The 24,470-nt window shown below is 47.1% G+C and carries 21 protein-coding genes; 9 read left to right on the top strand and 12 right to left on the bottom strand.

Annotation, left to right across the window (positions count from 1 at the left end; translation table 11 throughout):
• Nucleotides 1-18: 18 nt before the first annotated feature.
• Nucleotides 19-183, top strand: coding sequence for a hypothetical protein (locus AC59JT_RS13805; RefSeq protein ID WP_497399863.1), 165 nt, complete (start codon nucleotides 19-21; stop codon nucleotides 181-183).
• 19 nt (nucleotides 184-202) lie between these two features.
• Here the strand turns inward: AC59JT_RS13805 and AC59JT_RS13800 are convergent, their stop codons facing one another.
• From AC59JT_RS13800 to AC59JT_RS13785, 4 genes are all read right to left on the bottom strand, one after another.
• Nucleotides 203-607, bottom strand: a complete 405-nt coding sequence (locus AC59JT_RS13800; RefSeq protein ID WP_497399861.1) for a hypothetical protein — start codon at nucleotides 605-607, stop codon at nucleotides 203-205.
• 19 nt (nucleotides 608-626) lie between these two features.
• A complete protein-coding gene (locus tag AC59JT_RS13795; protein ID WP_497399859.1) occupies nucleotides 627-3,212 on the bottom strand; it encodes a S8 family peptidase in 2,586 nt (861 codons plus the stop codon).
• A gap of 138 nt (nucleotides 3,213-3,350) precedes the next feature.
• Entirely contained in the window at nucleotides 3,351-6,089 is a 2,739-nt protein-coding gene (locus AC59JT_RS13790) for a carboxypeptidase-like regulatory domain-containing protein (RefSeq protein ID WP_497399857.1), read from the bottom strand.
• Nucleotides 6,090-6,216: 127 nt separating this feature from the next.
• On the bottom strand, nucleotides 6,217-6,441 hold the full coding sequence (locus tag AC59JT_RS13785; RefSeq protein ID WP_497399855.1) for an LPXTG cell wall anchor domain-containing protein: 225 nt from the start codon (nucleotides 6,439-6,441) through the stop codon (nucleotides 6,217-6,219).
• Nucleotides 6,442-6,676: 235 nt separating this feature from the next.
• On the opposite strand from AC59JT_RS13785, the gene AC59JT_RS13780 reads away from it, so the two are divergent.
• The 5 genes from AC59JT_RS13780 to AC59JT_RS13760 all read left to right on the top strand — a co-directional run bounded on the left by AC59JT_RS13780 (nucleotide 6,677) and on the right by AC59JT_RS13760 (nucleotide 10,411).
• The gene (locus AC59JT_RS13780; RefSeq protein WP_497399853.1) at nucleotides 6,677-7,876 is read left to right on the top strand and encodes a glycoside hydrolase family 76 protein; all 1,200 of its coding nucleotides are present in this window, start codon (nucleotides 6,677-6,679) and stop codon (nucleotides 7,874-7,876) included.
• 97 nt (nucleotides 7,877-7,973) lie between these two features.
• A complete protein-coding gene (locus AC59JT_RS13775) occupies nucleotides 7,974-8,780 on the top strand; it encodes an alpha/beta hydrolase (protein ID WP_497399851.1) in 807 nt (268 codons plus the stop codon).
• A gap of 9 nt (nucleotides 8,781-8,789) precedes the next feature.
• Nucleotides 8,790-9,719 carry a metallophosphoesterase family protein gene (locus tag AC59JT_RS13770; RefSeq protein ID WP_497399849.1) on the top strand — a complete coding sequence of 310 codons (930 nt, stop codon included), beginning with the start codon at nucleotides 8,790-8,792 and terminating at the stop codon, nucleotides 9,717-9,719.
• Between the two features lie 47 nt (nucleotides 9,720-9,766).
• On the top strand, nucleotides 9,767-9,898 hold the full coding sequence (locus AC59JT_RS13765) for a hypothetical protein (protein ID WP_497399847.1): 132 nt from the start codon (nucleotides 9,767-9,769) through the stop codon (nucleotides 9,896-9,898).
• A gap of 150 nt (nucleotides 9,899-10,048) precedes the next feature.
• Complete coding sequence (locus AC59JT_RS13760) at nucleotides 10,049-10,411, top strand: ankyrin repeat domain-containing protein (RefSeq protein WP_497399845.1); 363 nt, start codon at nucleotides 10,049-10,051, stop codon at nucleotides 10,409-10,411.
• 141 nt (nucleotides 10,412-10,552) lie between these two features.
• Here the strand turns inward: AC59JT_RS13760 and AC59JT_RS13755 are convergent, their stop codons facing one another.
• The 5 genes from AC59JT_RS13755 to bshA form a co-directional block, all read right to left on the bottom strand.
• On the bottom strand, nucleotides 10,553-11,875 hold the full coding sequence (locus AC59JT_RS13755; protein WP_497399843.1) for a DUF2034 domain-containing protein: 1,323 nt from the start codon (nucleotides 11,873-11,875) through the stop codon (nucleotides 10,553-10,555).
• A 159-nt stretch (nucleotides 11,876-12,034) separates the two neighbouring features.
• Nucleotides 12,035-13,408: a reverse transcriptase domain-containing protein gene (locus AC59JT_RS13750; RefSeq protein WP_497399841.1), complete on the bottom strand. Its 1,374-nt coding sequence runs from the start codon at nucleotides 13,406-13,408 to the stop codon at nucleotides 12,035-12,037.
• Between the two features lie 64 nt (nucleotides 13,409-13,472).
• Nucleotides 13,473-13,811 carry a hypothetical protein gene (locus AC59JT_RS13745; protein WP_497399839.1) on the bottom strand — a complete coding sequence of 113 codons (339 nt, stop codon included), beginning with the start codon at nucleotides 13,809-13,811 and terminating at the stop codon, nucleotides 13,473-13,475.
• Nucleotides 13,812-14,069: 258 nt separating this feature from the next.
• Nucleotides 14,070-15,242, bottom strand: coding sequence for an AAA family ATPase (locus AC59JT_RS13740; RefSeq protein ID WP_497399837.1), 1,173 nt, complete (start codon nucleotides 15,240-15,242; stop codon nucleotides 14,070-14,072).
• Between the two features lie 940 nt (nucleotides 15,243-16,182).
• Nucleotides 16,183-17,325: an N-acetyl-alpha-D-glucosaminyl L-malate synthase BshA gene (gene bshA / locus AC59JT_RS13735; RefSeq protein WP_497399835.1), complete on the bottom strand. Its 1,143-nt coding sequence runs from the start codon at nucleotides 17,323-17,325 to the stop codon at nucleotides 16,183-16,185.
• A 137-nt stretch (nucleotides 17,326-17,462) separates the two neighbouring features.
• Here bshA and AC59JT_RS13730 point away from each other — a divergent pair, with 137 nt between their 5' ends.
• Nucleotides 17,463-17,885 (top strand): VOC family protein, encoded by a 423-nt coding sequence (locus AC59JT_RS13730; RefSeq protein ID WP_497399833.1) that lies wholly within the window; start codon nucleotides 17,463-17,465, stop codon nucleotides 17,883-17,885.
• On the opposite strand, the gene AC59JT_RS13725 is transcribed toward AC59JT_RS13730, so the two are convergent.
• From AC59JT_RS13725 to AC59JT_RS13715, 3 genes are all read right to left on the bottom strand, one after another.
• Nucleotides 17,880-19,697 (bottom strand): serine hydrolase domain-containing protein, encoded by a 1,818-nt coding sequence (locus AC59JT_RS13725; RefSeq protein ID WP_497399831.1) that lies wholly within the window; start codon nucleotides 19,695-19,697, stop codon nucleotides 17,880-17,882. The two genes, AC59JT_RS13730 and AC59JT_RS13725, sit on opposite strands and share 6 nt — an antisense overlap.
• A complete protein-coding gene (locus tag AC59JT_RS13720; RefSeq protein ID WP_497399829.1) occupies nucleotides 19,684-21,312 on the bottom strand; it encodes an amidohydrolase in 1,629 nt (542 codons plus the stop codon). Before AC59JT_RS13720 ends, AC59JT_RS13725 begins: the two co-directional genes overlap by 14 nt.
• A 105-nt stretch (nucleotides 21,313-21,417) precedes the next feature.
• Complete coding sequence (locus AC59JT_RS13715; RefSeq protein ID WP_497399827.1) at nucleotides 21,418-21,732, bottom strand: hypothetical protein; 315 nt, start codon at nucleotides 21,730-21,732, stop codon at nucleotides 21,418-21,420.
• A gap of 110 nt (nucleotides 21,733-21,842) precedes the next feature.
• On the opposite strand from AC59JT_RS13715, the gene mutL reads away from it, so the two are divergent.
• Nucleotides 21,843-23,711: a DNA mismatch repair endonuclease MutL gene (mutL, locus tag AC59JT_RS13710; RefSeq protein ID WP_497399825.1), complete on the top strand. Its 1,869-nt coding sequence runs from the start codon at nucleotides 21,843-21,845 to the stop codon at nucleotides 23,709-23,711.
• A 34-nt stretch (nucleotides 23,712-23,745) separates the two neighbouring features.
• On the top strand, nucleotides 23,746-24,459 hold the full coding sequence (locus AC59JT_RS13705; protein WP_497399823.1) for a rhomboid family intramembrane serine protease: 714 nt from the start codon (nucleotides 23,746-23,748) through the stop codon (nucleotides 24,457-24,459).
• Nucleotides 24,460-24,470: the final 11 nt, after the last annotated feature.

Below are 24,470 nucleotides of genomic sequence, written 5' to 3'. Positions count from 1 at the left end.
ATAAAACTATGAAAAATCGTGCACAAAATAAAAATGCAGGGCTTAGGTAACAAGGGCGTTACCCTCCTTTGGTCGGGTCAGGCTGTACGCTCATACTGCACAGGCCTTAAGCGCGGCCTGCGCGGGGGCCGTCGCCGCGGCCGGTATCCGCTGCCATCCTTAACGCAAGCCTGTGGTTTATGAAAATGCGTGCCGATCTTTATCAGCAGGTTGTATAATCCCCATCAACTATAAGCGCTGCCGTAAAAGCTTCAACATACAAACCCGGCGATGAGGTAGCGCGTTCATAAACCACCCGTTGGCCGCAACTGTAAGCAAAAGCGCCGGTACGCCAGTTAAGTACATCCCTTCCGTCGGCATTGCGTATAGTTATGGTAAAGTTTTGATGATTGCGAACTGATCTTGAATGCGTGCCGGTAAATACGGTACGAAATGACAAGGAATTGGGCCAGGTAAAAATCAGCTCGCGCTCTATCGCCGTAAAATAGGGTGTTACCTGATCCGGCAAACGCCAGATCATCGTTTCGTCTTGCTTCACATTTATGGCATCCGCCAGTAATGCTTCTGACGAAAAATTATCGGTTATGAGTATGATCTTATCCGGCATGGTTCAATGTGATTAAGGGTTAATAAAGCGAATCAAAAGTGCGCGGGATACTTGGCAACAAGGGCGAAAAACCGGGCCGCGAACGCCATACGTTGGCCACAAACCAGCCAGGGAAGCGATTGGCCTGCTGCATATCAAAATAAGCGATAGGCGCACCGGCAATACCCGCTGCCGAACCTTCCAGGTAATAGCAGCCTTGCGAATTAAAATTATAGCCGTTACCTAACAAGCCGCCGCTAAAATTAACTTTGTTTACATCAACTATGGCATAGCAGTTATTTACCCGCAGGTGCTGAACATAGCCGCCTATACCACCCGCTTCGCCAATTGTAGCTTTAACAATACCTTCAGCATAGCTGTTGGTGATGTTGGTGTTATATAAACGCCCGCCCAGTCCGCCTAATTGTTCTCCGCCATCAATCCTGATGTGCGCGTAGCACTGGTCTATACTACCCGAGGTAAGCTGGCCTGCAATGCCGCCTGCATAAGCAGGTGCGCTTATCTGGGCCTGCACGTGGCAGCCCAAAAAGTTGCAGGTAATTGATGTGCCTGCAATGCCGCCCGTACCCGGGCGCAAAGTGCCGGTCGGTTTTATTTTAGACTTCACCGTCCCTTCAAAAAAACAATTATTTATTTGCACATTAAAGCATTTGCCAACAATGCCGCCAACTTCCTCATCGCCGGTAACAACGCCTTCAACCTGTACATTGCTAAGCCGTCCGCCCTCCATTTCAGACGCCAGCGCGCCAACGGTTTTGCTGCCTTTTATATTAACGCCTACCAGTCGCAAATCAAAAATCGCCGCGTTGCGCCCCAAGCGTAAAAATAAGCCTGTTGGATAACCGGTTTGAATATCAAAATTGCGGATGGTAAATCCATCGCCATATATGGTGCCATTAAAAGTACGGTTAAATATACGGGGATCAGTAGGAGTCAGCTCATGCCAGTCAAGGTTGCCTGTAAGCCTGAAATATGCGCCCAAATCGGCATCGCGAATGTTCATTAACTGGCTGATGTGGCTTATCTTGTAGGCTGTTTGCGGTGTTTTACCATCAACGCCCGGGTCTCCCCAGTTGGCATATGGTGTTTGCGAGCCACGTGTTCGGCCGTTTATGGGCTGATCCCGATAGGGTGTACCATTTGCGTCAACCTGTTCTACCCCCTGGAACAGCGCCCGGTAAACGTTCAAACGCTGACCGTCCATTACTTTATATTGAAGACTGGCCAATCGGTCGGCACCTGATTGCAAACGCCGCAAAATGGCGGTTAGGTCATCATTAGGATAAAGGCTTTTAATAAGTGCTACTGTAGCTGTCACCATAGGTGTGGCCATGGATGTGCCGCTAAGATACCCGTACCCATAATAGCCAGGGATGGTGGAAGAAATGTCGGTACCGGGTGCCGCTATCCGTACATTATTGCCAAAGTTAGAGAAAGTGGATAACCTGTCATTCCGGTCGGTAGCTGCAACACTTATTACCTTGGGGAAACAGGCCGGGTAAAAAGGCTCAACATCTAAGTTTTTGGCATCGTTACCTGCAGCCGCTACTATAATAATGTCGTTATCAATTGCTTCGGCTACACCATTGGCAAAGGCTTGAGAATAATCATATAATCCTAAAGACATATTAATTATCTGCGCTCTTTTGTTGATAGCATATTTAAGTGCTTTTAATATGGCCATACCATCCAGTTTCCTGGTTTCGCCGCATTTAAGGGCCATAATTTTAGCATCGGGCGCTATGCCGGTATTAATTTCAATGTTATGGGGCTGGGTGGCCGCAATAATGCCTGATACGTGTGTACCATGCTGACCGGCATCTACCAAACTGCTGTTGTTTGATGCAAAATTCCAACCGTTAACATCATCTATTAACTTATTGCCATCATCATCTTTATTATTATCGGGTATTTCGCCCGGGTTTTGATAAAGACAAGGAATAAGGGCATTATGAAAAATACTGATACCGCAATCTATCACTGCTATCAATACCGGATGCTTAACCTCCTGCCCATATTTATAGCGCGATATGGCTTCAATGCCATCAATATCTGCATCGTAAACCCCGTCTGCCTGGCCGTTGTTTACCGCCGTGTTTCTGAGGTACCACTGCTCCCTGCTCATTTTATAAACAAACTGGTTTGATTGCTGCGCCTGGTAAATATAGTTTGGTTCGGTATATTGAAACATGCCTGAAGCATCAAGCGGGGCCTTAAAGTCTTTCAGCGGAAGGATGGTTTTGGTTGTAGCCCGTATCAAAAACACCTGTCCGCCCGGCACACTGTCAACCACCTGGAACTGGGCACCTGTTGAATGTTTAAAACCGGCTAAGTAAGTTTTAAGGTCTTTTATCCGTTTGTCCTGCTTCAAACAAACCACTAATTCATTAGCGGGATAGGATGAGGTAGCTACCACCGAGTCGCCCGTTAAGCCGTTTTGATATTTCTCAAAAATAAGCACGGTTTTATCACCTTGTTGCTCTGCGAAAGCAGCGTCAAAATCTTTGGTGTAGTGTTTTTGCTTTACCTCTGTACGATCTTTTTTGGCAAGTGTACACCCGCCTGCCAGCATCAGCAGTACACCGAAGGATAAAAGTGATCTCATGTTTTTAGGTTTATTACTAGCAATATAAGTATTTTTTTCGTTTGAAGCCAGCCACGCGTCCATGCGGGTCAAAGTGGTCCGCGCCGCGTGACGGCAAATACTTACAGGAGACGCAAAATATTGCGTCTCTCTACGGGGTTAATCCCTCACCTCATATTTATACACCTGCCTGCCCAATCTACCTTCCGCATCAATGCCCTCGATGGTTACGCGGTAACTACCGGTACGGTCGGAATTGTAGAAACTCACCGAGGTACGTCCTTCGGCGCGGGTTAGGACGCGTGGGTTCCAGTAAATGGTGCTGCGTATATCGCCCACCTGCTTGCCGGCTTCGGGGTTTTCATATTTGGGCGAATAGAACTCCTTGGTCAGGTCGTACCCTTTTGGGTCGTAAGTGGTAATAGAAGGATCAGAGCCATCGCGCCAGTTAGGCCGTTTAGTGAAAATGCCTATAACGGCAGTTGGTTTGCCACCGGTGCGCCCCATGTTTGATGCACCCATAAAACGGGCAATAACGGCAGCGCTTTCGCGCACGATGTAAATTTTGCTGATGTTTTCGGGTGTGTCTTCCAATAGCGACTGGTAATCGCAGGGCTCAATAAACTGCCCGTTTACGGTTACAATATACCCCCGGGGTATCCATATAAATCCGCAATCGCTGCCTTCTTTAGCAAACCTCACCCGGCCTTTATACATTTCTTCCAGGCACTCGCGCAAAGTTTTGCAAGGCTGGCGCGTATCGGGGCGGTAAACCTCATCAGCCTCGCTTTCGGCTATGCCACCGCCGAAACCTACTTTTTTAGCACTGTTTATTTTTACTTCGCGCAGCTGATGCAGATCGCTTAATTTGCCTTGACGGGCAAAAACCTGTTCCAACTGGTCGTTTTGTTGTATGGATGATCTGAGCAGTTCGGGGATATTGGCGTTGGCGTCGCCGATATTAGTGTTAGCCATAATAGGCGGCATACCCGGTTGGTCGATCTCGATGTTAAGCCTTTTACCACCGTTGGCGGTACGACCCTGCGCCGTAAACTCAATACCATTGGTGATAAACAGGTTGTTAAAGGTAAAACGGCCGTTGGCATCGGTCACGGTATCCAGCACTACTTTTAGTTTGTTATTGGCCAGCAATACCTGTCCGCCCGTTACAGGCTTATTGCCCAGGGTGGTTAACCGGCCTGTAATTTGGTTAGCCAGCTTCTCGGCACTAAAAGCCGGCGATGCCGCGATAACATCAGGCAATGTTTTCCAGGTAAACCTGCGATAGCCCTGCGTAAGCATCAACACATCAAGCGCTGCGCGGGTATCGTTGTTTTGGTTAACAAAATAGTAATTAGGTTTTTCTACGTAACCTTTAATGTCTGATGTTAACAGCAGTTGCGACAGGATGGAAGTTTCGTTAGCCTCATCGCTGCTCACCGCCGCCTCGCTGATAACCGAAACCGAAAAGTTACCACCTATAGGTTTGCCATCGTTATCATCAGCCGCTATAGCCAGGTCAACACGTTCGCGGGTATTGTATACCTTTTTAGCAGTGCTTAGTTTAAGGTTGATAAGATCCTTGTTTTGGATAAAAGTTATCCGCTCATTAAGCGGCACCCCGGCAGGCGAAAACAGGGTAAACTGCATAATACCGCTAGGTACTTCCTTAATAGGGAACAGCAAAATGTTGCCAGCCTTGTTAACGGTTACCTTGGCCGAAAAATAAGGATTACCGCCCATTTGCCCTATCACACTCAACGTTTGCGCGCCGCCTTGCAATACATTCTTCCCGGCATCAACCCGCACCATTATCGAATCATTCTTCAGCGTAGGGAACACCGCCAGCGCGTAGCCATCATCAACAGCGGCAGGTAGGTTTATGGTGTTGGTGCTGCCATCGGCATAAGTTACTTTGGCTCGGTAGCTTTTGCCAGCCTCGGGCGTTAACAAAAAGTGGCCCATGCCCAGGTGTTTATCATCCAGTTTGGCAACTTCGGTATTGTTGTTATCGGTGATAATGCCGGTAATAGCAGCGCCAAGCCCGTTGGTGCCGGTCGCTTTAAAACCTACACGGCTTTTCACCCCGTTAACCAGGTTTCCCCCTTCGGGGAAGAACTGTACATCGGTTTGCAGCGCAGCCGTTTTAATGGGGAAGGTTTTGGGTACCACATCATTATTACTGATAGTAAGCCCCGTTAACAAAAACGAGTTGCGTAAAGAGCCCGGTTTGGCAGTCGGTAGGTTAACTGAGATCTCGCCCGCGGCATTGGTATTGCCACCGCCAGATGATATCACATTAAAGCCTTCTTTAAGCCTGTAAAATACCCGCTTGCCGGCATAGGGTTGGCCATGGGTATCGGTATATTTTAGTATGGCGGTTATTTTGGTATTGTCGCCCTCTTTTTTGTACGTATAATCTATTTTGGCCAGCACCTTATTACTTATGGCGTTGCCGATGCTGAAGGTACGGTCGTAAAAAAACTCGGGCCCTGCATTACGCATCCACTGCGTATAGGCGCGTATGCGGTAATTGCCCTCGCGGATAATACTATCAGGCAAAGCCAGGTTACCCACTGCCATGCCCGATGTGATAGGCAACTTCATTGATAAAGCTATCGAATCGCCCTCGTTGATCATATCCACATACATCGCCCCGCTAATGGCCGATAACTGGTGTTTGCTACCTGTAGTTACATAGGCCTTAAACCAAATGGTATCGCCAACCAAATAGTAAGGCCTGTCGGTATGCAGGTATATTTTTTCCTGTGGATGTTTGTTGGTCCAGTTTTGTAACTGGGCCACTAAGCGGTCTATCGAATCATCAACCCGGGCGAAGGTAAACAGCGTTAACAGCGCGATACAGGCGCATAGCAGGAGAGGCAGTTTAGTTTTCATATAGGAGGTAGGTTTTAGGCTTATTGGTAATTCTAATTTACAAAAAAAATAGCCCAAAAAGCAAAGGCCGAAACACGCGCTTCGACCTTAGTCTTGATTCTTGAATCTTGGTTCTTGAATCTCTATACTAATTCTGCGCCGCGATATCTTCCAGGTCATTCACATCGCTGCGTTTACGTTTTTTGGGCATACGCACCTGCAGGTAATCGCTGGCGTGATCATCATCTTCTTCGGCTTCGTTTTCGCGTTTTTTAAAGTATAAATAAGCTACGGCACCTATGGCTGCGGCTCCGGCAATGGCAGCAGCTATCCAGGTGCTGGTATTGTCGTGGCGTTTAAATATATTTTTCATGGTATTAAGTGTTTTCTTAGTATAAACAACAGTGGTGCCAAAGTTTGGTTCTTAATTTTTTAAAATAAAAACACAACCCGCGGTAGCTTGTTATCGTAATAACCCCTTGACCAATAAACCTATAGCTGCCTCCCCTTGCAGTTTAGCCGTTACTACCCCTTTTTAATTCAGTAGCAAGAAAAACCGAACGAGCAAGTTCACACCATAACCAATTTAACATTTACTACTAAGAATTATGAGAAAAAACAACAACAAGCAGCTATGCCTGGCCCTTGCCCTTTGCGTGAGCGCCATTTTCGCCGGCTGTAAAAAAGATGGCGGCGCCGACTTGCAATCTGCCACCAACAAACCCACCGACAGTATTGCTACCACCAACAACGGCCCGCGCCTGGCTGTGCAGGCCACCCTACCAACCAAAGCCGAGGCCTTGGTAGCCATGCAGGTGTACAACAACCGCTTTTACAACCAATACGGCACTTACGGCCCGTCATTCAAAGCCTATTACTGGAAAACCGAGGACCACACCGGCCGCATGGATTTCTGGACACAGCAGGAAGCCATCGAAATGCTGATAGATGCTTACGACATCAACCCAAGCACCGATCTGAAAAACAAGATCCAATACCTGTACAACGGCGTGCGCGACGGCTACGGCACCTTGTGGACCAACAACATCTACAACGACGATATAGCCTGGGGAGCTATCATGTGCGTTCGCGCCTGGAAAATAACCAACGACGGCGGACAGTTAGACATGGCCAAAAACAACTTCAACATGATGTGGAACCGCGCCTGGAACACCACCGTTAACGGTGGCGGCCTGTTCTGGACAACCGCTAACGATACCAAAAATACCTGCGTTAACGCTCCGGCAGCCATTTGCGCTATGCTGCTGTACAACGCCACCGGCGACGTAAACTACCGCAACAAAGCCAAACTAATTATGGACTGGATGGTGCTTAAACTATACAACGCCAGCAACGGCGAAGTAAAAGGCGCCATCAATAACTCGGGCGTGATAACACAGGGTGCGTTAAGCTACACCCAGGGTACCTTCATTGGCGCGGCCGACCTGCTGCGTGCGCCATACCCAAGCGCCGGCTACCTGGCCATTGGCAACAAAGCTATGGACTATGCCAAAAACAGCCTTTGCTCAACCCCCGGCGGCATACTGAAAGACGAGAATGGCAATGCCGATACCCAGGGCATGAAAAGTATTTTTGCGCGCTGGGCATGCCGTTGGGTAAAAAATACCGGTACCGTGGGCACCTACGGCGCGTGGCTGGATAACAACGCCGCCCAGGCCTGGAGCATCCGTAACTCGCGCGGTTTGATGTGGAACATTTGGGGAACCCGCACGGCCGAAAGCAACCGTAACGCCTTCGAAACCACTTGTGGCGTAGCCATGATGAACGGCGTGTATATTTACAGATAAACCAATTTTTTACCGGACTAGCTCGTTCGGATATGCAATAAGCCTCCCGGTATTCGGGGGGCTTTTGTGTTACGTGGTAAAAGCGTAATTTCAGGGTATGAAGCGTCTTGTTTTTCTTGCCTTATTACTCACCCTGTCTGCCACTGGTTTCGCGGGCGAAGTGCAAACCATACAGGTGCCCAGCGCCGGCATGCACACGCAAATACCCTGCACCGTTATCTACCCTGATAGCTACAAAACCGGCCAGAAAAAGTATCCCGTGCTTTACCTGCTGCACGGCCGAAGCGGCAATTACCAGAGCTGGCTGGGTATCTCGCCCGATCTGCCGAAATACGCCGACCAATACCAAATCATCATCATCTGCCCCGATGGCGGCGACTATAGCTGGTACCTCGACAGCCCCATACAAACCCAGCTTAAATACGAAACCTTTACCGCCACCGAACTGGTTGACCATATCGACAAAACCTACCGCACCCTGCCCTATAAAAGTTTCCGCGCTATTGGTGGTTTAAGTATGGGCGGCCATGGCGCGCTTTACCTGGCCATTAAACATCCCGAAACTTTCGGCGCCGCGGCCAGCATCAGCGGCGGACTGGATATGCGCGAATTCGACTCATCCATGCGCATGGTGCTGCCCGATATTAAGGACGACCCCAAAATATGGGAAGAGCATACCGTGCTCAGCCTCGTCAGTTCCCTCAAAAATAAACAACTGGCTATTTCTATCGATTGCGGCATCGACGATGGTTTCATCACCGTAAACCGCAACGTGCACCAAAAACTCCTCGCCCAAAAAATAGATCACGACTACACCGAACGCCCCGGCGCCCACACCGGCCAGTACTGGGCTAACTCGCTTAAATATCAGTTGGTGTTTTTTAATTCGTTTTTTAATCAATAAGTTACACCCATGCGCCTCGCACTTAAAATATTGGTGTTCACTATAGCCGGGCTTGCCCTGGGCTTGGTGGCTGTGGCGCAAACCCCAACGCCGGTTATCGCCTTCGCCGCCGATACGCAGGAACCACTGTGGGTTGAAAAACTGTACCACAAGCAAAACCATAACCTGCAGGCCACGCAGCAAATATTTGCCGATGTTGACAGCCTGCGCCCGGCCGCTCTTTTTATCCTGGGCGATGTGGTTTCGCTGGGGAAAAGTGATAAGGCCTGGCATAACATGGATGCCTACCTGGCGCGCCTGGGCGGGCACAACATCCCGGTTTATGCCACGCTGGGCAATCACGAGGTTATGTTTAACGCCGCCAAAGGCACCCAAAAGTTCATGAACCGCTTTCCGCAATACCAACCCGGCGGGTATACCGTAGTTACCGATTCGGTGGCGGTAGTGGTGCTCAACTCCAATTTTAGCGCCATGAGCGCCGTCCGGCGTGCCGCGCAACAGGCCTGGTATACGCAGCAGCTTAGCCAGCTTGATCAAAACCCGGCCGTTAAATTTGTGCTGGTGGGCTGTCACCACTCGCCCTATACCAATAGCAAGGTGGTTGGCCCCTCGGTGGCTGTGCAAAATGGTTTTGTTGAGCCCTTTCTGCAGGCCAAAAAAGGCGCGCTGTTCCTGTCGGGTCACTCGCATAATTTCGAGAAGTTTAACATCCGGGGCAAATATTTCATGGTAATTGGCGGTGGCGGCGGACTGCACCAACCCCTCAAACCCAACAACCCCGCCATGCACGACCTGGCCGCCAACGAAAAGCCAGCCTTTCATTACCTCACCATAACCCGCACCAACAACCAGCTGCAAATAACCCCGCGCCAGCTAAGCCCTGATCGCTCCACCTTCCGCAACGGAACCGTGTTTACCATAAACGCGGCGGGTAAATAAAAGGCAAGCCCAACAAGAAAAATAAAAGCGACGAGCCCAATGACTTAATGACCAATGACCCAATGACCAACAACAATGGCGTTGCCTGCGGCCCGGGTCGTTCGCTCATACGCCTGCAGGCCTTAGGCTCGGCCCACGCGCATGGCCCGCGCCGGGCCGGTATCCGCTACCACCCCTAACGCGGCTGGGCGCGCAAGGCCTACCAAATGCCTAACGTCATCACTGGTCCATTTACGCTACGCTAAACTTCGTCCAGTTTGGGGAACTTATCTAATTTTGCCCCATCGCGGGGGGGGGATTATTTTCTTGAATTAAACTATCTTAGCTAAATGTCAAATTATTTACTCCACAATGCTGTACAACGTTGCGAACCTGATGAAGTCAGGCTAAGAATATCGGAAGGATTAAATCTTAATGAACTTGATGAGCTCGGAAACTCTCCATTACATTGGGCAGTATTGGGCGGTTACGAGGATATAGTTTTAATTTTATTGGAAGCAGGTGCTGATGCTAATGTGATGTCGAGTGATGGGATAACTCCCAAATGGAGCGCCGCCGACTTTGGCTTAACTAATATAGAAAAACTGCTCACCAACTATGGCGGAAAGATAAGCGTTAACGAAAAGTTTGATACCAAGTCATGGACCGTCTTTAAAACAGCCCTTGGTCAGGAGCTGCCCAAGATAGATTAAACATTACGCTCCCGCAAGTGTCCTCGCTTGTGGCCGCCTGCTTGGTTGCCGAGTCGCTTTATTACTTAGCGCATGTCCACAAGCGAGGACGCTTGCGGTAGCGGGGGGAGCGGGGGGAGTCCTTGTGACGTTGTAAGATTACTAATGCAACTGGGTTATCAGTTTTTCAAGCCATGCAATCGTTGAAATATTGCTGTTAGCTAATTGATCGATATCATGTCTGTCGACAAGCACTAAATGATAATTTTCCCTTGACGCTCTTTTTAAGGCAGAAATTGCCTCTTTAGTAACGCCATTAAATGATACAAAAAAACCTATTTTAACCAGTTTATGATGGTTTGCTACTTTCCCTTCGAAATCACGTATTTCCGAACTTCCAACTTTTGATTTCCAGTTTTTACATTCTACAAAAAAGCAAGGGCTCATCAATGAAGACCAAAAAGTACCTTTGACGCTATTTTTTACAATTAGATCAATTTCTTCATCCTTTGTCGATAGCCGTTTTTCTATAACTTCTAAACCTTTAACAGAAGAAAATATCAATTCCAAAAGGCTTTCTAAATACTTACCTTTTTCTGAAGTTGTTCTGGCGTTAGGGGCGTTATTTAAAATAGATCGTAGTTCTTCTCTAAAATAAGCATCTTTGATTACGTCCTCTTGATTGAGAACGGCATTAAAAAACTGATTGTACAGTTTGATTTTACCTATTATTCTTTGTGCAGATGTTAAATGAAAATCAGCAATTTCATCCTTGTCATCTACCATGTCTTCCAATTGCAAATTAACTATCGCGTTTGGGGGAGATGCTTCTAGCAATAGTTTGATTTCTACAACAGATATAATTTCAGCATATTCTTGCAGCAGATCGTAGTCAAATAGATTGCCAATGATTTGAATCCATGGTGGCAGTAACAAGGCCTTTTCATAGAAAAATTGTCCAGGATCGGTAATCATATTAATTAAATCAGATGCGTACTTATCTTTAGGAATTTTGTATACATTACCGTCAATAGATTTAACATTCATGCTTTTCGAGCCTGTACATACATTGATCATTGGAATAAAAAAATTTACAAAATCCTTCAGTTCTTCTTTGCGACTAAAACGATTCAATTGAGCCATTGCAAAATCAATCTTTTTTTGAATTGTTAAGTCGGTACGATTTCGATTTTTATCGGAAATTTCAGAACGAATATTGTCGACCACGCCTTCCTTCAATTGATCATAGAAAAAGGAATAAATATTGGTCAGCATATCCCAGTTCATGCCTAATTGATCAAGTTTTTTTATGGCGGAACTTGCATCGGTTCTAAAACCAATTCTAGTAGGATAAGCGTCGACTCCCTCGTCTGATAACTCTGAATATGCTTGTTGTTCTTCAAAAAGAAATGACAAATATGCGGGGATATCATATTTCCAATGAAAATCATGCTTGCCAATCCACAATGTTGTATAGTGCCCCATATCAAATATTGAAGGACGAATATAATATTTAAAGGTTGAAATAGGTTCAATGCTAGCGCAAGTACGCGACAGTGCAAAAGCGGAAAAGGCGTAATTGTGGTATTTTAGGCATGCACTTTAGACTTGCGTCAGCGGAGACTTGTTGTAGTGAGTAATCCGCTAGTCAATGTGGTTTAGTTGATGGTCTGAAATGAAGTTTTTAGTTTTTATGATTTCTTCTAAGGAATCTTTACCAGTTCGTAATTTGTTTAATGTAGCTTCGCAACTTGGGATTCCGCTGAATTTCCTTTGAACATTTCCAAGGCCCCATTTTGAATTACTTTTTCCTTTCAGACTGATTCTTTGAAGGTCCTTTTTTTGCAAGGAAAAATTAAAGCTCTCAAATAATTTATACAACTCTATGTTTACATGTTTATCAACCTCAATAATTTGTTTTTCTATTTCAACAAAGTAATACGCGGCAATCCAGCCCTCCAGTAAATTTTTAATTTTTATTAAACATTGTAACAACCATAAGTCTTCTTTAATTTCTTTACGTCGCTCTTCTAATGAAGCAAGATCACTTAATTTTTTTACTAGAGAGGTAATTTTTGTTTCGGATACCCAACACTTTGTGCCGTTAAATCTAATGGATAAGAAACTAAATGAGACAGCTCTTGGGTCTATTATTCTACTAACTTTAGATAAACTAATTTCTTTACCTTCAAGTGGGTATACTGTTAAACCCAATTTTTGTTCGAGTTCTACAAGTGCTATGTCATATGCTTTTTTTGCAGATTCAATATTCTTGCAAAGGATAATAAAATCATCTGCGTACCTAACCATTTTAATATCATCCTCAATCATTCGTTGATCGAAATCTGACAAGCAAATATTTGCTAAAAGAGGTGATAGGGCATTGCCTTGTGGTATTCCAAGTTCAGAGTTTTCAAAATGTTCTTCGTATACTTTTCGGTTTTTAAGTTCTTCGATATTACCGAGTTCTTGCTTCATCGCCCTTTCAAACAATTCATCTACGGACTTGTCAGGAAGTGCCTTTTTTATTTTATTAAGAAGAGCGTCTGAGTCGACTGATGGAAAAAACTTTTTAATGTCAGCCTCGAGGATAATATTGTATCCTTCTCGATAATATATGATCATTTGAGCGATAGCATCAATAATTCCTTTATCCTTCTGATATGCAAAACTACATCTGTTATTTAACCCAAATATCGGCGTAAGAATCTTTTCAAACTCTAACGCAAGTACTTTATGAACTAATCTATCTTTAATCTCTGGTACCCTTAGCGGACGGGGAGTGCCATCTTTCTTTTTTATGGCCACTCCTTTTACTTTTGAAAAATTGTAATTATTTGAGTGAAGCGACTTAGAGATTTCAGAGATGTGGGATTTTAAATTTCCCTCGAAATCTTTTATTGAAACATTTGAAAGACCTTTTGAGGCTTTGTTACTTTTGTTTAAAAGCTTCCAAGCCTTTAAAAGAGAATCTTCACTTGAAATTTTTTCAAGTAATGTAGTTTGTTTAGATATCATGTATTGACTGTGGGTTCCAAACTGATGAATCAGCTTTTGCAGGTCACACTCTTAAAGCATTGGCTTAGATCATCAACCACAGTAATAGGATTATTACTCCTCCACTACGATTGAAACACTCTATTGCGTTTGCCATCTGCCTGTACGGTGCACAAGCTCTGGCGAAACTATTTACACGTTTGGCAAAAGCCCCCGGTAAATGCCCGAATTGTTTAGCGTTAATCCTGCTTTTCATTGCGTTATAGTCTTTTTTAAAGTTACCTTTTTTCCTGACTTTTGCAAGTTTTTTGAAAATAGTTTCCGCCCGCGCGCCCCGCCCCTTTGAAAATCCCAACTCCACCGCTACGGTTACCCGAAACCTGCAAGTAACAATGTGTTTGAGAGAGAACTGAGGTGAGATCATCAACCACAGTAATAGGATTATTACTCCTCCACTACGATTGAAACACTCTATTGCGTTTGCCATCTGCCTGTACGGTGCACAAGCTCTGGCATGCCCAAATATACAAATTAATTATATAAAATAATCTGTCGCATTTTGTAAGTTAATTTCCTTTTCCGCGCTCTTCCGCGTTAGCGATTGTAGCGGATACCGGCCTTCGCGCTTAAAGCCTGCAGGCGTATGAGCGGAAAGCGCGGGCCGTCAGGCAACGCCATTGTGTTAGTCATTGGGTCTCCCGATAGCTATCGGTAGGTCATTATTCATTGGGCTTGTCGCTTCGTTGCCTTTATACCCCACCTCATCCTCCACATTCACCTTTAACCTTTGCTGATCCTGGTGGCGGCGTACTACGCGGCCTACGGTGGTGTAGTGCAGGCCCACACGGGCGGCTATTTGGCGCAGGCTGTGGCCCTGGGTGTAGAGGGCGATGACGGCATCGTGCTCGGCATTTTGCGGGACGGGCTGGTGCAGGTGGTCCGCTTCGGCGGCCAGGCCTTCAAACTGGTAGCCCAGGAAACCAAATTCCTGCTGTAGGCTGATGAGGTAAACGTTATTGGCCCCGTAGGTTTGTTGGGCGCTGCGCTGCTTAATTTGTTTGAGGTAACGCAGCCGCGCATCTTGCTGACTTTGGCCTATGGCGAAGGCGCTATCGGCAAAGTTGATGAGCATTTTGCTGCCCTGCAAATCGTTTACCGAGAGGGGCTGGGTGGCGGCGCGCTTGGGGGTATGGGCCAGCGCCAGCACGCTGAGCTGGTGCCGGGTTTTAAGCGCCTTGAGGGTTTTCATGAGCGCGAGGGCCTGCGTGGGGCTTTGGGTGCCCTGGCGCAGGTAGGTTAGGTTGTCAATAATAAGCACACGGGCGCCGGTTTGCCCGAGGGCATGTTCAATTTCGCCCTGCATATAGTGGTCGTAATTGTCGCGGCGGATGGGGGCATCCAGCTCGGGGTTGTATTCGGCACGGTAAAAGTGGGGCGCAAAATGGTGCCGCCCATGCTGGCGACAACTGTAGCGGGCCTCAAACTGTTGGGCGGTTTGCTCGCAGTCGAGGTACAGCACCGGGGTATTGGCCGGGGCCTGGTTGTTAAGCACGCCGAGGCTGTAGTTGCGGGTAATGGCATCGGCAATTTGCACGGCCAGCACGCTTTTGCCCAGGTTGGTATCGGCAAACATAATGCACAGTTCGCCCTCGTGCCACAGGCTGCCAAAGAGCGTTTTAAGCTGCAGGATGGTGGGCGAGGTGTTTAGCCAGTCGTTAGCCGGGCGGGTAACCATAAGCCGGGCTTCGGGCCCGGTTTCCCAGGCGTGTTTAAACTGTTGCAGCTTGCTAAGGGGTTTGGGTGTGGCGATGCCGCGGGCTTCGGTGCGGATCATTTCTATAAAATCGGGGCGCATAGTGGAGGTGGTTTTTTGGGGGAGTTATTCAAAGGTAAGGGGTTGTGGGGGGAGTTTTGGTGACAGTGTTTTGTCAGTGGGGTGTTTGTCGCTTTCAGACTTATCTTTAGTCGACCTATCGCTTGGTGAGGCCCTTTACGCACGTACCTCGCCCCGCTCTTGGGCGCGGAGCCCAGATACTTTTGTCATAGCAACAAAAGTATCCAAAAATGCCTAGTTGGCCGAAAGGCTTCTGCGCACATTGGCCACATCGCGCAGCGGGCAGAAGCACGGGCTGCATTATTGGCCCGCCTGCACGCTTGGCTATTACGCACTTGGGCCAAAAACGCTATGCCCTTCCCGCGCGCATGGCCAGCTTCTTCTGCCCGCTTTACCCGAAGCTCCCTCGGCCAACGGTTTCGGGACAGCCCCTTGCATTTGGGACACTTACAAGATTTTTTTTTAACTCTCATTATTTTCCGGGATTTCGGGAAGCAACGGAACGTCGGCCCCAAGCTTCAGGCGAAAGCGGGCAGAAGGCGTCGGGCGGTGCGATGGGAAGGGCATAGCGTTGTTGGCGTGTGCGACGGCCAAGAGCGTGCGAAGCGGCAGCCAATAATGCAGCCCGTGCTTCTGCCCGCTTTGCAGCGCAGAGGCCCTGTGCGCAAAAAAGCCTAGGGGCCGACTAGGCCTTTTGGGTTACTTTTGTGGCTATGACAAAAGTAACAGCCACCGCGGCAAATGAGCGGGGCAAGCCACGTGCGTGAAGGGCCTCTAAAAGCGACAGGAACCCCAATTTCAGAAGGCGAACAGGAGCAAATGTGTTGTGAAAAAATAACGAATCCCGGTGTAGCAACCACTACTGACAAAACACCGCCACCAAAAAAATCAACCACCTGATAACAAGTGCTGTAGCGCTGCTACGCCTGGTGTAGCAGTGTAGCGTGCTACGCATACGGCGCTACACTGCGCCCTGTTTTGAGCGTTCGATTACCTCGGTGTAGTAGCTTTCGTAAATCGGCAATATTTTTTCCAGGTCGAACTCTTTGGCGCGGGCCAGGGCGTTCTCTTTGAAGGTGGCCAGGCGGGCCTCATCCTCGAGCATGTAAATGGCGGCTTCGGCCATGCCTTTTACGTCGCCCACGTCTTTTAAAAAGCCGGTTACGCCGTCCAAATTAAGTTCAGGCAAACCGCCGGCATTACTGCTGATGACCGGCACTTTGCAGGCCATGGCTTCCAGCGCCGCCAAACCAAAACTCTCGCTTTGCGATGGCATGATGAACAGGTCGGCCACGGAGAGGATTTCTTCAATGGCGTCTTGCTTACCCAGGAAGCGGGCATCGTCGCACACGCCCAGGTCGCGGCACAGTTGTTCGCAGTCGGAGCGTTCGCCGCCGTCGCCCACCATAAGCAGTTTTGATGGTATTTTTTTGCGGATCTTGGCAAAAATGCGGATCACGTCTTCGGTACGTTTTACCTTGCGGAAGTTGGAGGTGTGTACCAATATTTTTTCGCCCGATGGGGCAATGGCTTTCTTGAAATGATCTTTGGCCTTCAGGTTAAAACGCTTAAGGTCGATAAAGTTGGGTATCACGCGGATATCGTTCTCGATCTCGAAAAACTCGAAAGTGTCCTTGCGCAGGTTTTCAGAAACCGCCGTAACGCCGTCAGACTGATTGATGGAAAACGTAACCACCGGTTTATAGGTGCGGTCTTTACCCACAAGGGTAATGTCTGTACCGTGCAGGGTGGTAACCACCGGGATGTGTATGCCATAGGTGGCCAAAATCTGCTTCGCCATAAATGCTGCCGAAGCGTGGGGTATGGCATAGTGCACATGCAGCACGTCCAGTTTCTCAAAGCGCACCACGTCCACCAGTCGGCTGGCTAGGGCAAGCTCGTAGGGCGGATAATCAAAAAGCGGGTATTTAGAAACCGAAACCTCGTGGTAAAAAAGGTTCTCCGAAAAGAAGTCTAACCGGGCAGGCTGGTTGTACGTGATGAAATGTACCTGGTGACCGTTATCAGCAAGGGCTTTGCCCAGCTCGGTGGCAACAACCCCGCTTCCGCCAAAGGTTGGGTAACAAACTATTCCGATTTTCATTCAGAGAGTGCGTGTTTGAATTATGCTGCAAGTTTAACAGCAATTTACGGAATTAGTGTTTGCCATTTGTAATATTAATGTGAAGACGGCAAACCATGGGCACGGCTTTTGTCGTTATTTAGTTATAGCTTTAGGATATGGAAAGTGCAATCAAGTTAAACATCAGCGCCATTCAGCATATTGGCATACCGGTAACTAATATTATAAACTCGGCGCTGTTTTACAGTAAGCTGGGTTTTGTAAATGTGATGGAAGCGCCCTTTACCCACAACGGCGCGCAGGGAACCTGTATCATGATGAAACGCGATGATATGGTAATAGAACTCTACCAACTCCCCGACGCAGACCTTAGCCAAATTGCCGCACGCCGCGATGGTCATATTGATCACGTTGCTTTCGACATGCCGGACATTGACGAAGCTTACGCTGCCATAAAAAAAGGTGGTTTTACCATAGTCGAACCCGAGCCGGTGTTCTTACAATTTTGGGCCAATGGCTGCAAGTATTTCAATATCCTTGGGCCTGACGGGGAACGACTAGAATTTAACCAAATACTATAATCCCTTGGCTATCGCTTTATAAACCACATCCTGTATCCTTGGCCGTATGTTGAGGCTACTTAGCTTGCTGCTTACATTGGGAAAAGTACGGTTGGATAAAAATATATAAACCAGATTAGATTTTGGATCAACCCAAACGCAGGTGCCAGTAAAGCCCGTGTGGCCGTAAGTATCCGGCGATGCGAGTTCTGATGGGTATTTGCGTTCGGCTATTGGGTCCCAGCGGTCAAAGCCCAGGCCACGACGACTATTGGCCGATTGTTTGGTGCTGAACAGCTCAACCGTTTCCGGTTTAAAATATTCGTCGCCGCCGTATGTGCCTTTGTTCAATAGCATTTGGTAAAGTATGGCCACATCATTGGCATTGGCAAATACCCCGGCATGGCCGGCAACACCGCCCATTAGCGCGGCGGTAGGGTCGTTCACAAAACCGTCGAGGGTGGCGTGGCGGTACACATCATCTGTTTCTGATGGCGGGATGCGGTCGCGGCTGAAGCGGTACAGTGGCAGGAAGCCCGCAGTTTGCAAACCCAGCGGGTTGTAAAATTGCTGTTGTACGTAGGTGTTGATAGGCTGAGAGGTAATGGTCTCGTTTACTGTTTGCATTAATATCAACCCCACATCACTATACACATATTGGCCGCGGGTTTTGAGGGCTGAGTTAAGTACATCGGGCCACATCACATCCTTGTAGTAATCTTTGCGCAAAAAATAGCCGTCGTTAACCTTGGTAGGGTAGGCGGCAGATGAATCACCACTATGATCGGCCGGTTTTACTTTTTGGAAGGTTTGGATATCGGGTATCAGGCCGGCCTCGTGGGTGAGTATCTCGCGGATACTGAGATCCTTTTTATTAGTGTTGCGGGTTGCGGCCAGGTACTGGCTCAGGGTGGCGTTAAGGTTTAATTCGCCCTGCTCGTACAAACGCATGGATTGTATGGTGGTGGCGGATATTTTGGTCATGGAAGCGATATCGAAAATATCGTCGATCCTGGTTTGGCGCTCTGCATCGTAGGTATGAAAACCATAGGATTTGTTAAATATCACCTTGCCATCCTTGGCTACTAAAACTACGCAGCCGGGGGTGGCGCGCTGGGCAATGGCTTCGCGGGCTATTTTGTCAATATCCTGCAGGTTGTCGCTGTTTACGCCGGCGTCTTCGGGTACGGTGTATTGTAGACGAGTTTTCTCAGTTAAAAAGCCCATGCCGAAACGGAACTTCTGCGTAATTGTGCTATTTAACTTTTGGGTGATTGGCACCCCGCCAAATATGGCCTGCGCGGCAAATTGTGCCGATACCGGGTTTACCCTTTCGGTTAATAATATAGGTGCCGAAACTTCATTTAAATTAGCCAGGCCTTTACCCGCGCCAAAAAAGGCTATCACCAGTTTTTTTATATTTTGGTGGTTGATGATGAAGTTGATGATCTGCTGGTTATTTACATCCACCTCGTTAAGTTGCACAACAATAGTGTTGTAAAACTTAATATCGTCCGATAGATTGGCCAGTGTTTTAACCCCCATATAATCGGCACCATTAAAGCTGCGTACTTTGGTGTATTTACTTAGCAGGCTATCAAAGGGCAGGGCGTATACGTTAGAGAAATGGATGCTTGCCACGCTGGCATCAGCCAGATCGCGGATGGGCACCAGGTATTTTTCATTATTAAGCAGTACGGTTGATGTTTGTACCAGTTTTTCCTCGGCAACATACGCTTTGCCGGTATACGGAGGGTTTTGCGCGCAAGCAGAATTGAATAGGGTGAACGCTAACAGGAATATGGATAAGCATCCGCGCTTATTTTTTGTCATATACTTTTTCTCCGTTTATAAAGGTTTTGATGGTTTTTATGGTTGGCAACTCGTTGGCTTTGGCTTTCATCATATCGTTATCCAATATCACAAAATCGGCATATTTTCCGGGCTCAATGCTGCCTTTTTCTTTTTCTTCAAAGTTAGCTTTTGCGGCCCAAATGGTCATACCTTTTAATGCTTCTGTGCGGGTGAGGACATTTTCTGTTTGGAAGCCCTTTTCCGGGAAGCCTTTCACATCTTTGCGTATGGTGGCAGCGTAAAAGGTAAGTATCGGGTCAATGTGCTCAACCGGGAAGTCTGTACCCAGTGGGATCCAACCGTTCTGTTGCATCAGTTGTTTGTAGGCGTAGGCCGATTTTAAACGCTCATCGCCTAAACGTTTACCCGCCCAATACATATCCGAGGTAGCGTGTGTGGGCTGCACCGATGGGATGATATTATTATCGCCAAACAAATGCACGTCATCGGGTGATACCACCTGCGCGTGCTCAATGCGCCAGCGACGATCGTTTTTACCTTTCAAAACATTGCCATAAATATTCAGCATTACGCGATTGGCCGAATCGCCGATGGCATGGGTACACATCTGGAATTTTTTATCCGCCAGTAAAGTGGCTATCTCCTGTAAATGTTGCTGACTGCTCAACAGAAAACCTTTCCAATCTTTCTGATCCGCATAAGGCGCCAGCAAACACGCACCTCTTGATCCTAGTGCACCATCAGCATAAACCTTAAACGCGCTTACGTTTAAGCGCGGGGTTTTGTAGGCGCCGTGGGCGAAAAGGTGATCGTAGTTTTCTTTCCTATCTGCCAGCATTAAATAAAGGCGCATTTTCAAAGAACCTTTTTGTTGCAGCGCCGCAATGGTGCTTATAAGGGTATATGGCAAGCCGCAATCATCTATAGTGGTTAAACCTACCTCAAAGCATTTTTGCTGAGCCTGCAGCAAAGCGTGCTGCGTCATTTCATCTGTTGGAGGTGGTATTTTGCGGGTGACGATGCCTACCGCGTTGTCAACCAAAATGCCGGTAAGTTGGCCTTTAATGGTCTCAATTTCGCCGCCCGTAATTTTCTGATCCGGTTTTATGCCCGCAATATCCAAAGCGGCCTGGTTAGCAATGGCCGCGTGCCCGTCAATCCGCGACAGTAAGACCGGGCGCACCGGGAACAAGGAATCCAGCTTCGCTTTATCCGGAAATTTTTTGCCCCACAGGTTTTGGTCCCAGCCGTTGCCGATGATCCATCCGTCGGGGTTGGCATCAGCAAACTTTTTAACGGTATCCACCGTGGCGGCCCAACTTTTTATAGCCTTCAGGTCTACCTGTTGCAGGCCCAGTCCGTATTCATAAAAATGAGCGTGGGCATCAATAAAGCCCGGATATATGGCTTTGCCGCCGGCATCTAAAACTTCGCGGGCCAGGTATTTATCTTCCAGGTCAACCACATCGCCTACGGCAATAACTTTACCGCCCTTTACTACAAAACCTTCGGCAATGGTAAAGGCGCTATCAACCGTGTAAACCACGGCGTTTTTAACCAGCAGATCGGCATTATATTCTTTTTGCTTACAGGCTGCCAGGGCCAGCAGCAGTATAGGCCATAATTTCTTCATAGGTGTGATGCGTAGCAGTAAATATATGTATATACAAGTGTGAATTAATAAAGTTGGCCGTAAATTAAAAATGAAGGGCTAGATGTTGATTACTGTTTAAAAGCCTTACCTGGCTTTAAGTTTGGCATACAGCTTATCAAACTGTTTTGCATATGTTAAAAATTCATGGCCCCAACCGTTTGACATCGAAATTTCCTGGAAACTTCCTGTTGGCAGAAATAGCAAATGCAGATCGTCTAAAACTTCATAGTCGTTTAAGTTAAGTTTATCAATTTTCAAATCCAGATCATCTATAAAATCCTGAACCGTTTTATAATGACTCCAAATAACATCTGTTTCAGCATCTGTTAGCCCTTTTATCAACCTTAATATTTCTGCTATTTTAACAAAATCTTTAGAGGAGGAAGTTATGTTATTCATACGTAATGTGTGCAACTATAGGCGGGTATACCGTAAAGTTATGCAATCAAATAACTAATTTAGCGCACAAAATCTATCAGCCTTTTTAGGCAAGGAAGGAAATTTTATACATGTCAGATATTATTCAGCTTTTACCCGATTCCGTTGCTAACCAGATCGCTGCCGGCGAGGTGGTACAACGACCGGCATCGGCAGTAAAGGAGCTGGTAGAGAACGCGATAGATGCAGGGGCAGATAAGATACAACTGATTGTTAAAGATGCCGGCAAAAGCCTGATACAGGTTATTGATAACGGCTGCGGCATGAGCGGTACAGACGCGCGCATGTGCTTTGAGCGCCATGCTACCTCAAAAATTAAAAAGGCCGAGGACCTGTTTGCCATACGCACCATGGGTTTCCGTGGCGAGGCCATGGCATCCATTGCCGCTATAGCGCAAGTTGAGTTAAAAACCCGTCGCCACGAAGATGAGTTGGGTTCAATGGTATTGATTGAAGGATCGGAAGTGATCAAACAGGAACCCTGCTCGGGCACCGCGGGTACTTCTATCTCCATAAAAAACCTTTTCTATAACATACCGGCCCGCCGCAACTTTTTAAAAAGTAACCCGGTGGAGATGCGTCATATTATTGACGAGTTTCAGCGTGTGGCGCTGGCGCATCCGCATATATTTTTTACGCTGCATCATGACGGGCAGGAGGTTTACCATTTGCCTGCCGGAGCTTTAAAACAACGCATCGTTCACCTGTTTGGTAATAATTATAATCAGCGTTTGGTGCCTGTGGAAGAAGATACCACCATCATCAAGCTACATGGCTTTGTTGGCAAGCCCGAGTTTGCCCGCAAAACCCGTGGCGAACAGTTTTTCTTCGTCAATAATCGTTTTATAAAAGACGCTTACCTCAATCATGCGGTGCTAACAGCTTTTGAAGAGTTATTGCCAGATGATACTTACCCGCTGTATGTGTTGTTTATTGAGATAGATCCATCCAAGATCGATATCAACGTACATCCCACAAAAACGGAAATAAAATACCAGGACGAGAAATCGATATATGCCATCATCCGTTCGGCGGTAAAACGTTCATTGGGTAAGTATAACATTACCCCAACGTTGGATTTTGACCAGGAGAACAGCATCGAGCACCTCATCACCCAAAAACCATTTGAACAGATAGTGGCGCCGGTGATACAGTTTAACCCGGATTTTAATCCCTTTGCTAATGCCGAGAGCCAGCAACGCTCATCAGCGGGCCCTGCGCCGGCTTATGCACGCGATAGTAATGCGCATAGTTCACCCATACCGCGCAACTGGGATACGCTGTACGAGATAGCGAAAAAGCAAGAAGACGTACAACCCGAGATCCATACCGAAAAACTGATTTCGATTGACGAGCAGGAGGTAAGCAAAAGCAGCGAACGCCAGTTTTTCCAGATCCATAACCGCTTCATTATGTCGCCCATTAAATCGGGCTTTATGCTGATCAACCAACAGGCTGCGCATGAGCGTATTTTGTACGAACGCTTTTTGCAGCAGCTGCAAAACCACTCGGGTGTAAGCCAGCAAAGTTTATTCCCGCAGTCGCTTACACTAAACGGGGCCGATTTTGAGTTATTGAGAGAGTTACTGCCTGATATCCGCGCGCTGGGTTTTGACATTCGCGAGTTTGGCAAAAACACGGTAGTGGTTGAAGGCATCCCGGCCGATTTGGGAAATGCAAGCGAGCACGAGTTATTGGAGCATTTATTAGAGGGTTTTAAAAACAACCTGGCTATATTAAAGTTAGATAAGCGCGATAACCTGGCCCGCTCATTAGCACGCAATGCGGCTATTAAAGCAGGTACCCGTTTATCGCTGGAAGAAATGAATATGCTGACAGATCAGCTTTTTGCCTGCCAGATGCCTAATATAGCATTGAATGGCAAGCCCGTAATTAGTACCTTTACCATGAACGAATTGCTGGAGCGTTTTGAAAAGTAACCCCCCGGCCTGAATATATTTTTTTAGAATACCTATGCAGTCGCCATTAGCCAATATACCGCCGGTTGTAAAAAACCTGTTGATCATTAATGTTATTTGTTTCCTGCCGTTTTTGTTGTTTAACAAAGCTATGTCAGACAATATTTACCAATTGGCATCTGCACATTATTTTGATTCGCCCTGGTTTAAACCATGGCAGCCCATAAGCTATATGTTTTTTCATGGTGGGTGGATGCACATCATATTTAACATGTTCGCTTTATACTCATTTGGTACGGTGTTGGAGTATTATATGAGTTCGAAAAGGTTTGTACTGTTTTACTTTATCTGTGGTTTTGGCGGTATTGCTTTGCAAATGTTAGTGCAAGCTGTTGAAGTGCATGCCATATTGGGAAGTTTTACCACACCTAATATCGAATACACCTTAAGCACCATTCCGCTTGATGAGGGGCGTAAATTAGCCGGCATCTATTTCTCGTCAATGGTAGGCGCATCGGGCGCTATATTTGGTTTGCTGATAGCTTTTGGCATGATATACCCCAATGCCGAATTGATGATCATGTTCATCCCCGTACCGGTAAAGGCCAAATACATTATGCCTTTTTACGTGATATTTGAGCTAGTTGTAGGTTTGGGCCAGTTTGAAGGTGATGACGTGGCCCACTTTGCTCACCTTGGTGGCGCGGTGCTGGGTTTTGTTTTAGTAAAACTATGGCGTTTGCAGGGGCCTAAAAACTATTATAACTAAACATTATACCT

This window comes from Mucilaginibacter sp. A3364, from assembly GCF_059690715.1.
This window is presented reverse-complemented; position numbering and strand designations above follow the sequence as displayed.

Coding starts and splice junctions, on each gene's coding strand:
- AC59JT_RS13800 (WP_497399861.1), bottom strand. CDS start 607: ATGCCGGATAAGATCATACTCATAACCGATAATTTTTCGTCAGAAGCA.
- AC59JT_RS13795 (WP_497399859.1), bottom strand. CDS start 3,212: ATGAGATCACTTTTATCCTTCGGTGTACTGCTGATGCTGGCAGGCGGG.
- AC59JT_RS13790 (WP_497399857.1), bottom strand. CDS start 6,089: ATGAAAACTAAACTGCCTCTCCTGCTATGCGCCTGTATCGCGCTGTTA.
- AC59JT_RS13785 (WP_497399855.1), bottom strand. CDS start 6,441: ATGAAAAATATATTTAAACGCCACGACAATACCAGCACCTGGATAGCT.
- AC59JT_RS13780 (WP_497399853.1), top strand. CDS start 6,677: ATGAGAAAAAACAACAACAAGCAGCTATGCCTGGCCCTTGCCCTTTGC.
- AC59JT_RS13775 (WP_497399851.1), top strand. CDS start 7,974: ATGAAGCGTCTTGTTTTTCTTGCCTTATTACTCACCCTGTCTGCCACT.
- AC59JT_RS13770 (WP_497399849.1), top strand. CDS start 8,790: ATGCGCCTCGCACTTAAAATATTGGTGTTCACTATAGCCGGGCTTGCC.
- AC59JT_RS13765 (WP_497399847.1), top strand. CDS start 9,767: ATGACCAATGACCCAATGACCAACAACAATGGCGTTGCCTGCGGCCCG.
- AC59JT_RS13760 (WP_497399845.1), top strand. CDS start 10,049: ATGTCAAATTATTTACTCCACAATGCTGTACAACGTTGCGAACCTGAT.
- AC59JT_RS13755 (WP_497399843.1), bottom strand. CDS start 11,875: ATGGGGCACTATACAACATTGTGGATTGGCAAGCATGATTTTCATTGG.
- AC59JT_RS13750 (WP_497399841.1), bottom strand. CDS start 13,408: ATGATATCTAAACAAACTACATTACTTGAAAAAATTTCAAGTGAAGAT.
- AC59JT_RS13745 (WP_497399839.1), bottom strand. CDS start 13,811: ATGATCTCACCTCAGTTCTCTCTCAAACACATTGTTACTTGCAGGTTT.
- AC59JT_RS13740 (WP_497399837.1), bottom strand. CDS start 15,242: ATGCGCCCCGATTTTATAGAAATGATCCGCACCGAAGCCCGCGGCATC.
- bshA (WP_497399835.1), bottom strand. CDS start 17,325: ATGAAAATCGGAATAGTTTGTTACCCAACCTTTGGCGGAAGCGGGGTT.
- AC59JT_RS13730 (WP_497399833.1), top strand. CDS start 17,463: ATGGAAAGTGCAATCAAGTTAAACATCAGCGCCATTCAGCATATTGGC.
- AC59JT_RS13725 (WP_497399831.1), bottom strand. CDS start 19,697: ATGACAAAAAATAAGCGCGGATGCTTATCCATATTCCTGTTAGCGTTC.
- AC59JT_RS13720 (WP_497399829.1), bottom strand. CDS start 21,312: ATGAAGAAATTATGGCCTATACTGCTGCTGGCCCTGGCAGCCTGTAAG.
- AC59JT_RS13715 (WP_497399827.1), bottom strand. CDS start 21,732: ATGAATAACATAACTTCCTCCTCTAAAGATTTTGTTAAAATAGCAGAA.
- mutL (WP_497399825.1), top strand. CDS start 21,843: ATGTCAGATATTATTCAGCTTTTACCCGATTCCGTTGCTAACCAGATC.
- AC59JT_RS13705 (WP_497399823.1), top strand. CDS start 23,746: ATGCAGTCGCCATTAGCCAATATACCGCCGGTTGTAAAAAACCTGTTG.